This is a genomic window from Streptomyces coacervatus, from assembly GCF_029223485.1.
GTDB lineage: Bacteria > Actinomycetota > Actinomycetes > Streptomycetales > Streptomycetaceae > Streptomyces > Streptomyces coacervatus.
This window is the reverse complement of sequence record NZ_JARHTP010000002.1, coordinates 24,970-39,234: the sequence shown is the minus strand read 5'-3', so window position 1 is coordinate 39,234 and position 14,265 is coordinate 24,970. Positions and strand designations below refer to the sequence as shown.

12 protein-coding genes are annotated in these 14,265 nt (G+C 70.4%); 7 read left to right on the top strand and 5 right to left on the bottom strand.

Annotated elements, in window-relative coordinates:
- Positions 1–68: 68 nt before the first annotated feature.
- Positions 69–983 carry an MHYT domain-containing protein gene (locus P2Q00_RS03910; RefSeq protein ID WP_275769573.1) on the bottom strand — a complete coding sequence of 305 codons (915 nt, stop codon included), beginning with the start codon at positions 981–983 and terminating at the stop codon, positions 69–71.
- Between the two features lie 177 nt (positions 984–1,160).
- Between P2Q00_RS03910 and P2Q00_RS03905 the strand changes: the two genes are divergently transcribed.
- The 4 genes from P2Q00_RS03905 to P2Q00_RS03890 all read left to right on the top strand — a co-directional run bounded on the left by P2Q00_RS03905 (position 1,161) and on the right by P2Q00_RS03890 (position 7,197).
- Positions 1,161–1,688, top strand: a complete 528-nt coding sequence (locus P2Q00_RS03905; RefSeq protein ID WP_275769570.1) for an AAA family ATPase — start codon at positions 1,161–1,163, stop codon at positions 1,686–1,688.
- A gap of 78 nt (positions 1,689–1,766) precedes the next feature.
- Positions 1,767–3,821: a S9 family peptidase gene (locus P2Q00_RS03900; protein WP_275769568.1), complete on the top strand. Its 2,055-nt coding sequence runs from the start codon at positions 1,767–1,769 to the stop codon at positions 3,819–3,821.
- 191 nt (positions 3,822–4,012) lie between these two features.
- Positions 4,013–4,537 (top strand): hypothetical protein, encoded by a 525-nt coding sequence (locus P2Q00_RS03895; RefSeq protein WP_275769565.1) that lies wholly within the window; start codon positions 4,013–4,015, stop codon positions 4,535–4,537.
- 266 nt (positions 4,538–4,803) lie between these two features.
- Positions 4,804–7,197, top strand: a complete 2,394-nt coding sequence (locus P2Q00_RS03890; protein ID WP_275769562.1) for a M4 family metallopeptidase — start codon at positions 4,804–4,806, stop codon at positions 7,195–7,197.
- A 51-nt stretch (positions 7,198–7,248) separates the two neighbouring features.
- Here the strand turns inward: P2Q00_RS03890 and P2Q00_RS03885 are convergent, their stop codons facing one another.
- The 4 genes from P2Q00_RS03885 to P2Q00_RS03870 all read right to left on the bottom strand — a co-directional run bounded on the left by P2Q00_RS03885 (position 7,249) and on the right by P2Q00_RS03870 (position 10,623).
- Positions 7,249–8,448, bottom strand: a complete 1,200-nt coding sequence (locus tag P2Q00_RS03885; RefSeq protein WP_275769559.1) for a glycoside hydrolase family 64 protein — start codon at positions 8,446–8,448, stop codon at positions 7,249–7,251.
- A 164-nt stretch (positions 8,449–8,612) separates the two neighbouring features.
- A complete protein-coding gene (locus P2Q00_RS03880; protein ID WP_275769556.1) occupies positions 8,613–9,368 on the bottom strand; it encodes a dienelactone hydrolase family protein in 756 nt (251 codons plus the stop codon).
- 127 nt (positions 9,369–9,495) lie between these two features.
- Positions 9,496–10,116: an L-threonylcarbamoyladenylate synthase gene (locus tag P2Q00_RS03875; protein ID WP_275769553.1), complete on the bottom strand. Its 621-nt coding sequence runs from the start codon at positions 10,114–10,116 to the stop codon at positions 9,496–9,498.
- Between the two features lie 9 nt (positions 10,117–10,125).
- A complete protein-coding gene (locus tag P2Q00_RS03870) occupies positions 10,126–10,623 on the bottom strand; it encodes an FBP domain-containing protein (RefSeq protein WP_275769551.1) in 498 nt (165 codons plus the stop codon).
- Positions 10,624–10,716: 93 nt separating this feature from the next.
- Between P2Q00_RS03870 and P2Q00_RS03865 the strand changes: the two genes are divergently transcribed.
- From P2Q00_RS03865 to P2Q00_RS03855, 3 genes are all read left to right on the top strand, one after another.
- Entirely contained in the window at positions 10,717–11,295 is a 579-nt protein-coding gene (locus P2Q00_RS03865) for a TetR/AcrR family transcriptional regulator (protein WP_275769548.1), read from the top strand.
- A 16-nt stretch (positions 11,296–11,311) separates the two neighbouring features.
- Positions 11,312–12,496, top strand: coding sequence for a GDSL-type esterase/lipase family protein (locus P2Q00_RS03860; protein ID WP_275769545.1), 1,185 nt, complete (start codon positions 11,312–11,314; stop codon positions 12,494–12,496).
- 122 nt (positions 12,497–12,618) lie between these two features.
- Positions 12,619–14,151 carry a helix-turn-helix domain-containing protein gene (locus P2Q00_RS03855; RefSeq protein ID WP_275769544.1) on the top strand — a complete coding sequence of 511 codons (1,533 nt, stop codon included), beginning with the start codon at positions 12,619–12,621 and terminating at the stop codon, positions 14,149–14,151.
- The last annotated feature ends 114 nt before the right edge of the window (positions 14,152–14,265 follow it).

Genomic DNA, 14,265 nt, shown 5'->3' with positions numbered 1-14,265 from the left:
GGCGGAGCGTGGGGCGCGGCTTCCCGCGCGGCGCGTCCGCCAACGGCGCCTTGGTGCAGAACTGCAGATCACCACTCGCCGCCGGGCGGCGGTGCCCAGTGCGGTGCGGCGGCTTTGTGCTGGTCCTGCCGGGGTCGGGCGGGGCCGACCGGTTCGCCGAAGACGGGGCTGGTGTGCTGCGGCGCGGGCTCTTTTGCCGCCCTGGCCGCGGAATTCCGCGGGGACACGGCCGACTTGCTCCACTCGCCGTCGCCCAGCACCAGCAGCGGGTCGAACATGACCACCACACCGGCCAGCAGCAGGAAGACGGCCGGCCCCAGCAGCATGGGGAGCAGCAGTGAGGTGGGCGAGTCGCCCGCCCAGGCGGCGCTGCCGTTACCGTGCACATGGACGCTCACGGCGGCCATCGCCGTGTAGTGCATTCCGGACACCGCCACACCCATGACCAGACTGGCCCCGAGACTCGCCATGAAGCCCCGGATGGTGACGGCCGCCCACAGCGCGGCGGTCGCGGCGACGACGGCGATGGCGACGGACAGGCCGACGGTCAACGTGTCGTACCGGATGTCCCCGTTCACCTCCACCGCGGCCATGCCGATGTAATGCATCACGGCGACACCGATTCCGGTCGCCACGCCCGCGACGCCCAGCGCGCCCTTGCCGGCGCCCAGGTAGCCGACAATGAACACGCCGATGCCGACCACGGCGATCGCCACGGCCAGGCTCAGCAGGGTGAGACCCGTGTCGTAGCGGATCCCGGTCTCGTCGACCTGGAAACCGAGCATGGCGATGAAGTGCATCGTCCAGATGCCGCAACCGATGGACGCGGCGCCGAGCGCAAGCCAACCGGGCTTCCAGGACTCTTCGTCGATCAGGGACCGGACGATGCAGCGCAGTCCCAGCGCCCCTCCTAAACAGGCCATCAGATAGGCCGCCACCGGGGTCACCGCACCATAGCGGAACCCGTCAACCGTGCCTTGCATGTGCCAACTCCCCCCAGAGCCATGGCAATTCGTGGAGCCAGGTCTACGGGTGAGGGCCGCGTAAATACAAGGGCTTACCATTGGTAACTGAATAATTCTCAACTATCAGCGGTTGACTCCGGTCACGGAGGGGCGACATCCGGCCATCCGTGAACCAGGGCGCTAGCGTTGGGTTCCATGATCGTATGGCTCAATGGCACGCACGGCGCAGGCAAGACGACGACCAGTGGACTCGTGCAGCAACTGATCCCGGATTCACGGGTGTTCGACGCCGAGAAGGTCGGCGAGACGCTGATGGACATCAAGCCGGGGCTGCCCGGGCCCGGGGCGGACAACTTCCAGCACTGGCCGCCGTGGCGGCCGCTCGTCGTCGAGACCGCCCGCCGCGTGCTCGACTACGCCGGCGGCACTCTGGTGGTGCCCATGACGGTCCTGGTCGAGCAGTACTGGCGCGAGATCAGCGCGGGCCTGGCCCAACACGCCATTCCCGTACGGCACTTCGTCCTCCACGCCGACCAGGACACCCTCCGCGGACGCATCGCGGGCGACATTCTCGGTCCCAACTCCCCGTTCCGTCTGCAATACCTCGAGCCCTACGCCGAGGCGGCCCGCACGTGGCTGCACGCCGAGGCCGAGGTCGTCGACACCACGCACCTCACGCCCGCCGAGGCCGCCCTGCAGATCGCGGAGGCCGTCAAGGGTTGAGGTCCGGTGAGGGGTGTATCCGGCACGCGGTGTTCGAACATATGTTTAAATACCCCGCCCGGCGGGAGCGTCCGATACATGGCGACACCGTCCCTGCCCGAACAGTTCGTCCGCACAGGGCGCTTCACCCGAGGCGTCCCCGACCGCTTCACGGTCACACCCGACGGGGCAACCGTTCTGTTCCTCCGGGCCCGCACCGGCGATGATCCGGCCCCGTGTCTCTGGGCGTTGGACCTGGAGTCGGGGACGGAGTGGGTCCTGGCGGACCCGGTACGGCTGCTCGGGCATCGCCGGGTCGGCATCGAGTCGTACACCACCGACCGGTCCGTCGACCTGATCGCCTTCGTCCTGGACGGGGGACTGTGGGCGGTGCGCCGGGGCCGTGGCCGGCCATGGCGGATCGCCGTGCACGGCCCGGTGTCCGACCCGCGTCCCGACCCCTCCGGCCGTCGCATCGCCTACGTCTCCCGCGGTGCCCTGCGCGTCACGGCTGTCGACGGCACAGGTGATCGCGCGCTCGCCGAACCGGACGGCCCGCACGTCGAGTTCGCAGCCGCCGAGCACACCGCCTGCACTTCCCTCGACGGCCCGCGCGGCCACTGGTGGTCCCCGGACGGCACCAGGACGCTGATCGCCAGGACCGACTCCGCGTCGGTGCCGCCCTGGCCCGCGATCGCGGGTGAAGGTCCCAAGCCGCGGTATCCGGCGGCCGGTTGCGTCGGCCCCGACGTCACCCTCTGGGTCAGTGATCTCAACGGACCGCTCACCGTGGTGCGTTGGGACCGGAAGGCCTTCGAGTACGTCGTGGGTGCCGGCTGGGACCCCCACGGCCCTTACGCCGTCGTGCAGTCCCGCGACCAGTGCACGGTTCGCTTCCTCGCCATCGATCCGGACCACGGCCGGACGACGGTCCTCGACGAGCAACTCGACGACCGCTGGGTGCACCTCGTCCCCGGCCTTCCCGCCCGCACCGCCTCGGGTGGCCTCCTCGCCCACACCGACCTGCGCGGCACCCGCCACCTCACCGTCGACGGTGCTCCCGTCACGCCACCCGGACTCCAACTCCGGGCCGTGCTCGGCACCGACGGCGACCAGGTGCTGTTCACCGCGTCCGACGAACCCACCGAGACACACCTGTGGCGCTACCGCCCGGCGGACGGCGCCCGGCGGCTCACCGTGGATCCGGGTGTGCACTTCGGCGTATGCCGCGGCGGGACCCTGGTCCGGGTCGGCCGCGGTGCGGACGGGCCGGGCGGCCGGGCCGAGGTGGTACGGGACGGGAAACCGGCCGCCGCCGTCACCTCGTTCGCCGAACGGCCGGTGCTGGGCCTGCACATGACCCGGCTCGTCCTCGGGCCGCGCGGGCTGCGTGCCCGGCTGCACTTCCCCTCGTGGCACCGCCCGGGCAGCGGGCCGCTGCCGGTCCTGGCCGACCCGTACGGCGGCGCCGGGGGCCAACGGGTCACCGCGGAAGTGGACTGGAAGGTCCTCGTGTCGCAGTGGTTCGCCGAGCAGGGCTTCGCGGTGCCGGCGGCCGATGGGCGCGGCACCCCCGGGCGTGGACCGGACTGGGAGCGGGAGATTCACGGCGACCTCTTCGGGCCGGCCCTCGACGACCAGGTGACGGCGCTGCACGAGGCGGCCCGGCTTCACCCCGACCTCGACCTCGGGCGGGTCGGCATCCGCGGCTGGTCCTTCGGTGCCGGCCTGGCGACCGCCGCAGTCCTGCGCCGCCCGGACGTCTTCCACGTCGCGGTGGCAGGAGCCGGAGTCACGGATCAGCGGCTGTACGACGCGCACTGGCGCGAGCGGTTCCTCGGCCACCCCGACCGGTACCCGCACCGGTACGAGGCCTGCTCCCTGATCCGGGAGGCGCCGAACCTGGCCCGCCCCCTGCTGCTGATCCACGGTCTCGCCGACCTCAAGGTGCCGCCCGCCAACACTGTGCGCCTGTCGGACGCCTTGCATGCCGCCTGCCGGCCGCACGAGGTGCTCCTCCTGCCGGGCATCGGTCACCAGCCGATGGGCACCGCGATCAGCGAAGAACTGATGGACCGTCAGATGGGCTTCCTGTGGCGCCACCTGGGGCCAAGGCGTGCCATCGCCGCCGCATCAGGCGTAGGGGACGGCTGAACTCCAAGTTACCGGCGTGTTATCGAACACCCAAGCGCATCCCAGGCGTTGGGCAGTCGCCCGCCAAGGGCTGGCAAGGATTCGGTGAGGTCGTCGAATCTTCACCTTCTATTTCTACCCGCATAGACCCGGTGGTGCTGTCATGCACACACCCGCCCGGAACCCCCGGGCCTCATTGCGGGAGAACCCCCATGCGTGCCACGCACCGCCTCACCGCCACCACGGCATCCCTCGCCCTCTCCGTCGCCTGCATCGTCATCGGCACGGGCTCGGCCGCGCACGCGGCCAGCTGCTCGCAGTCCTATCTGCCGCTGCCCGACCCGTCCTGCCAGCCCGGCGCCTACAACCCGGACGTCACCCAGTCCACGATCGACACGACGATCTGTGTGTCCGGCTGGACCGCCACCGTGCGCCCCTCCACCTCGTACACCAACGCCCTGAAGATCAAGCAGATAGCCGAGTACGGTTACTCGGACACCAGCACCGCCGACTACGAGGAGGACCACCTCGTCCCGCTCGAGCTCGGCGGCGCCCCCAAGGACGCGGAGAACCTGTGGCCGGAGCCGCGCTACGGCGACGAGACCGCCTACAGCAAGGACTCGGTGGAGAACAAGCTCAAGAAGGCCGTCTGCAACGGCACGGTCACCCTCGACGACGCGCGCAGCGCCATCGCCAGTGACTGGACCACCGCCCTGTCCTCCCTCGGCCTCAGCTGACCCCTTCGGCGACACCACCCGGCGGTCTGCCCGTATCCCCAGCGGGCAGGCCGCCTTGTCGTACAGAGGGATAACCCTCGATTGACCGGAACCGTGCTGACATGACCTGGTCAATGCTGTCATCCTCCTCCCCAACTGCCGCACCCACCCCCCACGTTCTCATCACGCAGTGACGGTCCCGCACAGCTCGGCTCGTCCCGGTCAGTACACCCGTCTGCCCGGTCTGTCACCGGCCGCCCCACGCGGCCGCAGCAGTAGGAGAACGAGTGAGACGCATCCCCCGCAAGCGGACCGCGGTCGGAGCCCTGGTCTCCACCGCCGCCTTCCTCGCCGTCGGCATCCAGTCGGTCCCGGCGAACGCGAAGCCCGCCGCCCCCCATCCCAGCCCCCTCCGCGCCGGGGGACTGGAGGCCCACCTGACCCCGGCGCAGCACAGCGCGCTCCTCAAGAGCGCGAAGCAGCGGACGACCGCGACCGCCCGCACCATCGGCCTCGGCCCCAAGGAGAAGCTGGTCGTCAAGGACGTCGTCAAGGACAACGACGGCACCCTGCACACCCGCTACGAGCGGACCTACGCCGGCCTCCCCGTCCTCGGCGGCGATCTCGTCGTGCACACCCCGCCCGCCTCCCTGGCCGCCGGCACGGTGAGCACGACCTTCAACAACAAGCACACCATCAAGGTCGCCTCCACCACCGCGACCTTCACCAAGGCCGCCGCGCAGACCAAGGCCCTCAGGGCCGCCAGGTCCCTGCACGCCGAGCAGCCCACCGCCGAAAGCGCCCGCAAGGTCATCTGGGCGGGCAGCGGCACCCCCAGGCTCGCCTGGGAGACGGTGGTCGGCGGTCTGCAGGACGACGGCACGCCCAGCCGGCTGCACGTCATCACCGACGCCGGCACCGGCAAGGAGCTCCACCGCTACCAGGGCATCGAGACGGGCACCGGCAACACCCAGTACAGCGGCACGGTCACCCTCAACACCACGCTGTCCGGGTCGACCTACCAGCTGTACGACACCACCCGCGGCGGCCACAAGACGTACAGCCTCAACAACGGCACCTCGGGCACCGGCACCCTGATGACGGACTCCGACGACGTCTGGGGGACCGGATCCGGCTCCAACACGCAGACCGCGGGCGCGGACGCGGCCTACGGCGCGCAGGAGACCTGGGACTTCTACAAGAACACCTTCGGCCGCAGCGGCATCAAGAACGACGGCGTCGCGGCCTACTCCCGGGTCCACTACAGCACGGCGTACGTCAACGCCTTCTGGGACGACAGCTGCTTCTGCATGACCTACGGCGACGGCTCCGGCGGCACCCACGCGCTGACCTCGCTGGACGTGGCCGGCCACGAGATGAGTCACGGCGTCACCTCCAACACGGCGGGCCTGGACTACAGCGGTGAGTCCGGCGGCCTGAACGAGGCGACCTCCGACATCTTCGGCACCGGCGTCGAGTTCTACGCAAACAACTCGTCCGACGTCGGCGACTACCTCATCGGCGAGAAGATCGACATCAACGGCGACGGCACGCCGCTGCGTTACATGGACAAGCCGAGCAAGGACGGCAACTCCGCGGACAGTTGGTACTCCGGCGTCGGCAACCTCGACGTGCACTACTCCTCGGGCCCGGCGAACCACATGTTCTACCTGCTCTCCGAGGGCAGCGGCACCAAGACCATCAACGGCGTCACCTACGACAGCCCGACCTCCGACGGAGTGGCCGTCGCCGGCATCGGCCGGGCCGCGGCCCTGCAGATCTGGTACAAGGCGCTGACCACGTACATGACGTCCAGCACCGACTACGCCGCAGCCCGCACTGCCGCCCTCAACGCCGCCGCAGCGCTGTACGGCACCGGCTCCACCCAGTACGCCGGGGTCGGCAACGCCTTCGCCGGCATCAATGTCGGCAGCCACATCACCCCGCCGACCAGCGGTGTCACGGTCACCAACCCGGGCAGCCAGTCCTCCACCGTCGGCACCGCGGTGAGCCTGCAGGTCTCGGCCAGCTCGACCAACAGCGGCTCCCTGACGTACGCCGCGACCGGACTGCCCACCGGCCTGTCGATCAACAGCTCCACCGGCGTCATCTCCGGTACGCCGACGACGGCCGGCACCTACAGCACCACCGTCACGGTGACCGACAGCACCGGCGCGACCGGCACCGCCTCCTTCACCTGGACGGTCAACTCCAGCGGAGGCGGCGGCTGCACCTCGGCCCAACTCCTCGGCAACCAGGGCTTCGAGTCGGGCAACACCACCTGGACCGCGACCAGCGGCGTCATCGTCAACGACAGCGGTGAGTCGGCGCACGGCGGTTCGTACTACGCCTGGCTGGACGGCTACGGCTCCACCCACACCGACACGCTGTCCCAGTCGGTGACCATCCCGAGCGGCTGCAAGGCGACGCTCACCTTCTACCTGCACATCGACACGTCGGAGACCACCACCAGCACTCAGTACGACAAGCTGACGGTCACCGCCGGATCGACCACCCTGGCGACGTACTCGAACCTCAACGCCGCCTCGGGCTACACCCAGAAGTCCTTCGACCTGTCGTCGCTGGCAGGCTCGACCGTCACCCTCAAGTTCAGCGGTGTCGAGGACTCCTCCCTGCAGACCAGCTTCGTCGTCGACGACACCGCCCTGACGACCGGCTGACCACCCCGCACACAAAGGGCCTCACCCCGTGGAGGGTGAGGCCCTTCGGCGTCAGTCGAACGGGTCGAGGGTCAGATCCGCCTGCTGCGGGTTGCCGTCATGGACGAGCGACTCGTGGTTGCCGACGTCGTCGAAGGCGAACGCGTAGGCCTTGCCGTCGGCCATCTGCGCGTGGATCGCGCGGGCGTACTGGTTGGTCACGGCATCCTGGTAGAAGTTCGCCGAGGAGGTGTCCGGCTGGTCGGGGTCGACCAGCAGGGTGGTGCGGTTGAAGCCGGCACACAGGGTCCGTGAAATCGGGCCGCGCACCTGGTCGTTGGGTGCGTCGAGCAGCTTGTGGCAGCCGAAGACGCTGTCCGCGTCCGGCTTCTGGAAGCTGGTGACGACCGCGCCAGAACTGTTCGTGAAGTTCATGACGCCGCCCGAGACCCGGCCGAAGTACTTGGTGTCCGGCTGGTCGCCGAACGGCGTCACGGTCAGCGTCGCCGACGCGTACTTCTGCCAGACGCGGTTGATGTAGTCGTCCATCACGGACGCAGGCAACGCGCCCGACTCCAGCCCGTGCCCCGGCGCCAGTGCCCGCAGCACCGTCCCGTCGGAGCGGGTCTGGATCAGCCCGGCCCACCCGCCGGACCGGCCGCGCAGATCGTTCAGCACGCCGTTGTAGCCGCCCGACTTGAGATGCCCGGTGGTGGCCGTGCTCCCGCCCGCTCCCTGCACACCCACCGCGTAGGGCGCCGAGAACATGTCGACCTGTGTGCTGTTGAGCCACAGACCGGAGTCGTTGAGCGTGTACTCGGACCAGTTGAAGAGGATGTCGTGGTTGGGGTCGCTGGGGTTCTGCACGGCGGGCTGCACCAGACCGCCGGTGGTCAGTTTGAACACCAGCTTCTGCCCGTACGAGAAGTAGATCCGCCCGGAGAACTTGGGGATGCGGATCGTCGTCGACTGCCCGGCCGCGGGCCCGGCGATGGATGCGTCCGGTGCGGGAGTCGGCGGATTGCCGCCGGCCGGCCACGCATGGAAGGTGCCGTTCGCGTCCGCCCAGCCCTGCTGTCCCGTCGAGAGCAGGGTGCCGATCGTGTAGACGTAGACCGCGTCGCCGCGGCCGGAGTTGTTGGTGAGCTTCAGCGGGATCGTGTCGGGCACCGCCGCGTTTGCGGACGACGGTGCCTGGATCGCGATCGCCGCGGCGATCAGTGCGGCTGCGGCTGTGGGGGCCAGCAGCCGTCGAGGGAGCTTGTGGCGCACGCTCCACCTCCGTGTGTGGGGTCACTCGAGGGGGTTGGTCCGTACCTGTCTTTGAGAGCGCTCTCAAACTGGCACCGGTGCTGCGTGCATGTCAATAAGCGTGACGCGAGGGAAAGACAAAAGGCGCCCGCGGGCCACAACCCGCGGGCGCCTGCGGCGACTTGTCAGAAGGTCCGCTTCAGGAGGTCGAGCAGCGCCGTCCAGTGCCGCTCGGCGCCCTCCTTCTGGTACGAGGAGGTGTCCGCCTGCGTGTACCCGTGGTGCGCGCCCGGGTAGACCTCGCAGCGGTGCCGTACGCCCGCCGCGGTCAGCGCGTCCTCCAGGCGCTGGATCTGCTCGGGCGGCAGCGACGGGTCCTGGTCGGCGTGGCCGAAGTACAGCTCGGCGGTGATGTGTTCGGCCACCAGGTGCGGGCTGTCCGGCGCGTCCGTCGCCAGCTGCCCGCCGTGGAAGCCGGCCGCGGCCGCGACCCGGTCCGGGTAGGTGCCGGCGGTCAGCAGGGACAGCCGGGCGCCCATGCAGTAACCGGTCAGCGCGACCGGGCCGTCCGCGACGAGGGGGGAGTCGGCCAGCCACTGCAGATACGCGGCCGCGTCCCGCATGGCCAGGTCGGGCGTCAGAGACATGATCAGCGGGCCGACCTTGCCCCAGATCTCCGGACGCGCCTCCGGGTCGATGAACTCGGGCAACTCCACGACCGGCGTGCGCCCGTGGCGGTAGAACGTGTTGGGCACCAGCACCGTGTAACCGGCCTCGGCGATACGGTCGGCCATCCCCGTCAGGTGGGGACGGATCCCGAACGCATCCATGTAGAGCAGAACACCGGGTCGAGGGCTGCCGTCGGCAGCGTGCGCCACATAGGCGTCGGCGACACCGTCCTCGGTGGTGATGTCGACGGCTGTTCCCTGAACGGAGGTCATGGGGGGTACTACCTCTCTGCGCGCTCGGCGACGGCCAACTCCGCGGCCCGACGGGCCGGATACGGTCATCGTTGCACGCGCCACCCATGTCGCCCGGGGCGCCCCCGGCCTCGTACGACCTGCGAGTTCACTCGAACCTTGTGGTGTCCCCGGCGCCCCGCCGCACGATCTCCGCCTCGCCGCCCGAGAAGTCGATGACCGTCGTCGGCTCGGTCCCGCAGTCCCCGGAGTCGACCACCGCGTCGAGCACGTGGTCCAGGCGGTCCTTGATCTCCCAGCCCTGGGTCATCGGCTCGTCCTCGTCGGGCAGGAGCAGTGTGCTGGACAGCAGCGGCTCGCCGAGCTCGGTGAGCAGGGCCTGGGTGACGACGTGGTCGGGGATGCGCACGCCGACCGTCTTCTTCTTGGGGTGCTGCAGCATGCGCGGCACCTCCTTCGTCGCCGGCAGGATGAAGGTGTAACTGCCGGGAGTCGACGCCTTGATCGCACGGAACACGTCGTTGTCGACCCGCACGAACTGGCCGAGCTGCGAGAAGTCCTGGCAGACGAGAGTGAAGTGGTGCCGGTCGTCCAGCTTGCGGATGGTCCGGATCCGGTCGATGCCGTCACGGCTGCCCAGCCGGCAGCCCAGCGCGTAGCAGGAGTCCGTCGGGTACGCGATGAGCGCGTCCGAGCGGATGCTGTCGGCGATCTGGGAGATGGTGCGCGGCTGCGGGTTGTCGGGGTGCACGTCGAAGTACTTCGCCATCCGCCGAGCTTATGCCGTGCTGACCTTGGCGACGAACGCGGCGACGTTCGCCACGGTCCGCCGGATCTTCTCCTCCAGAGTGATCGTCTCGTGCAGCCGAGCCCCGATGCCCGCGTCCCGCTTGCCCCGCACATACAGGGAGCAGGCGAGGTCGCTGCAGATGTAGGCGCCCACCGAGTTGCCCTGCTGTCCGGCCTTCCCCGCCTTGGGCGCGACCATCAAGGAGACGCCGCCGGAGTGCGTGGTCAGGCACATCGTGCACATGCTGCGCCGCGTCTGCCCGAAAGCGGGGGCGGAGCTGCGCAGGGCGACGGCCCTCGGCCGGCCGTCGCGCCACTCGGTGACGAGGTAGGCACGGTCGGGGGCCTGAGGATCGCGCCAGCCGAGGTAGTCCAGGTCGTCCCAGGGCCGGTCGGCCAGGTCGCGCGGGACGGACAGGCGCTTCGCCTCGCCCTTGGTGCAGTTCACGAAGGCGGCACGGATCTCTTGCTCGGTCAGCGGTTCCATAAGCTCACGCTAATTTGCCTAAATGATTTAGGCAAATGCATAATCAATTCTGGCGAGGGACGAGAGAACCAGGGACGAGAGAAGGGGACGGCCATGGTGCGCGCAGGGCTGACCACGGAACGTGTGGTCCATGCAGGTGCGGAGCTGGCGGACGAGGTCGGCTTCGACCAGGTGACGGTCTCCGAGCTCGCCCGCCGGTTCGACGTCAAGGTCGCGAGCCTGTACTCGCATGTGAAGAGCTCCCAGGACCTCAGGACACGGATCGCCCTGTACGCCCTGGAGGAGCTCGCCGACCGGGCCGCCGACGCCCTCGCCGGCCGCGCCGGCAAGGACGCCCTGATCGCCTTCGCCAACGCCTACCGCGACTACGGCCGGGAACACCCCGGCCGTGCGGCCGCGGCCCGGCTGAGGCTGGACCCCGAGACCGCGGCCGCCAGCGCGGGCGTCCGGCACGCCCAGATGACCCGCGCCATCCTGCGCGGCTACGACCTGACGGAGCCGGACGAGACACATGCCGTACGGCTGCTGGGCAGCGTCTTTCACGGCTACTCGAGCCTGGAGACGGCGGGCGGCTTCAGCCACAGCGCCCCAGACTCGCAGGAGAGCTGGACGCGGATCCTGGACGCCCTCGACGCCCTGCTGCGCAACTGGCCCGCGCAGCCCACCACTTGATCGACAGGCTGAGGACATGCCCACCGAGCACGACTGGATCACCACCCCCGTCACCGCCGACCTGCTGCGCGGCGCCCTCGACGTGGAGCACACCGAGCGCGGCGTCCTGCCGCACCGGCTGCCCGCCCGGGCCCGCGCCCAGTGCACCGACCCGCAGCTGGCAAGCGCCGAGTCCCAGCCCTCGGGCGTACGGCTGGCCTTCCGTACCCGCGCGACGGCCGTCGAACTCGACACCCTGCCCACCAAGCGCGTCTACGTCGGCGCCCCGCCCCGTCCCGACGGCGTGTACGACCTCCTCGTCGACGGCCGCCCGGCCGGCCGGGGGAGCGTCACGGGCGGCAACACCGTCACCATCGACATGATCGCCGGCACGGCCGCACTCCGGCCCGGCCCCGCGGGCACACTCCGCTTCACCGACCTGCCCGACGGGGCCAAGGACGTCGAGATCTGGCTCCCGCACAACGAGACCACCGAGCTGCTCGCCCTGCGCACCGACGCCCCCGTGGCGCCCACCCCGCCCAGCGGCCGCAAGGTGTGGCTGCACCACGGCAGTTCGATCAGTCACGGCTCCGACGCGGCAAGCCCGACCACCACCTGGCCCGCACGCGCCGCCTCCCTGGCCGGCGTCGACCTCATCAACCTGGGCCTCGGCGGCAGCGCCCTGCTCGACCCGTTCACCGCCCGCACCCTGCGCGACGCCCCCGCCGACCTGATCAGCGTCAAGATCGGCATCAACCTGGTCAACACCGACCTGATGCGCCTGCGCGCCTTCACCCCCGCCGTCCACGGCTTCCTCGACACCGTCCGCGAAGGCCACCCCACGACCCCGCTGCTGGTCGTCTCACCCATCCTGTGCCCCATGCACGAGGACACGCCCGGACCCAGCGCCCTGGACGTCACCTCGCTGAGCGGCGGTCAGCTGCAGTTCCACGCCATGGGCGATCCCGCGGAACGCGCAAGCGGGAAACTCACCCTCGGCGTCATCCGCGACGAGCTGGCCCGCATCGTGGCCCAGCGGGCCGCCGACGACCCGAACCTCAACTACCTTGACGGCCGCGAACTTTACGGCGAATCCGACGTCGCCGAACTGCCGCTGCCCGACCGGCTCCACCCGGACGCCGCCACCCACCTCCGCATCGGCGAACGCTTCGCCGCCCTGGCCCTCACCCCGGGCGGCGTCCTCACCGGCCGCACCGCCTGAAACGTCCGCTCCCACCGCACTGAACCCGTAGGTACGCAGCCACCGGGCACACGTGAGGTAACGTCCCCGACCGAAATGCCGAGGTCGATGCGATGTACGAGGAGAAGGAGGAGAAGGCCGACATGGCTGGCCGAAAGGACGGGGCCCGCCCTGCACAGGTGAAGGGCGACGACGGCTCGACGTGGGCGCAGGAGCTCCTCGACCACCTGCGGCCGACGGGACGGGACATCCGCCGGGTCGTCGCCTGGCTCGCGGACGCCGTGCAGGGGACGGCCTGTCTGCAGGACAGCACCGGCCGGCTCCTCGCCGGAACACCGACACCGCTGGACGCGCACCTCGTCACGGACATCGTCTCCGGCCGGATCGCCTCCGCGGCCTGGGACGACACCGGACGCCATCTGCGGCTCGTCAGGGTGGAGCAGCCGCGGCCCGCCCCGGCCGGCGTACTGGCGGTGTCCCGCCCGACCCCCTTCGACCGGCGGACCTCCGAGATCGTGACCCACACCGCCCAGGTGGTCGAACTCCTGATCAGGGCACGCGAGTCGACCACCGCCGGACGCCGTCTGCAACAGGCGACCTCCGACCTGAGTCTGGCGATCCTGCAGCTGCTCATGGTCGAGGACACCGTCTCCGCCCGCCGCGTGGCCGCAGGACTGTGGCCCGGCCTGCTCGACACCGACACCGCCTGCGTCTACGTGCTCGAAGGCTGCGCCGAGGACCGCGACCGCCTCGCCGAGGAGTGCCTGAGCGCGACAAAGGAGCAGGTGCTGGTCGTGCGCTGTCCCGCAGTCGACGCCCACGTCATCGTCGTCGCTCCCCGCGACGCCGCCGCCGAGGAACTGCGGTCCCTGAACGGCCGACGGCCGGGCACCTTCCTCGGCGGCAGCGCCCCGCAGAGCCTCGCCCGCACCGCCACCGCCTACGGGCAGGCCGTGAGCGCCCTCGCCGTCGCCCGCTTCCGGCCCGACCAGCAGGCCGTGTACGCCGAGCGCACCCACCCCGAACGCCTCATGGACCCGGCCGCGCTGCACGGCTGGACGACCCAGGTGCTGCGCCCGCTCGACACCCTGGCCCACCACACCCGCGCCGAACTCCTCGCCACCACCCGGCTGGGCCTGGAGTTCACCGCGGTGAACGCCGCCAAGGTGCTCGGCGTCAGCCGCAACACCGTCCGCGCCCGCATGGAACGCGTCGAGGCTTTGCTGCACGCGGACTTCACCGATCTCACCGCCCGCGCCGTCGTCCACCTCGCGCTCAACACCTGGATCGGCCTGTCGGCAAAGCCGCACGAGGCCGACCCCGCCGAGACGGCCCACCCCCGCCTCGGCGAGCTGCTGGCCGGCCCCGCCCTGCGCACCTGGGCGACCGACCTGCTCGCCCGCCTCGACGCCGACGCCCGAGACCTGCGCCGCACCCTGCGCACCTGGATCGCCGCGGGAGGCAATGCCGAACGCGCCGCGCAGCTCCTGGGCGTGCACGCGCAGACGGTGCGTGAGCACGTGCGCAGCGCGGAACCCGTCCTCGAACGCCAGCTGCTCGCCGCCGGCAGCGATCTCTACGAGGTCGTCCTCGCCCACCTAGCCCTCGGCGACCTCGACCAGCCCGACCTCCACCGGGCGAACCGGGACCATCCGGACGCACCTGTGCACGGGTGAGCCCTGCGGACACCGCAGCGGGCACGGACGCGGTTCACAACCGATCCACCCGACACGTAAGTTCGACGGATCGCGGGGGCACGACCGGAACGGGGGACCGGTCGCGCCCCCGGT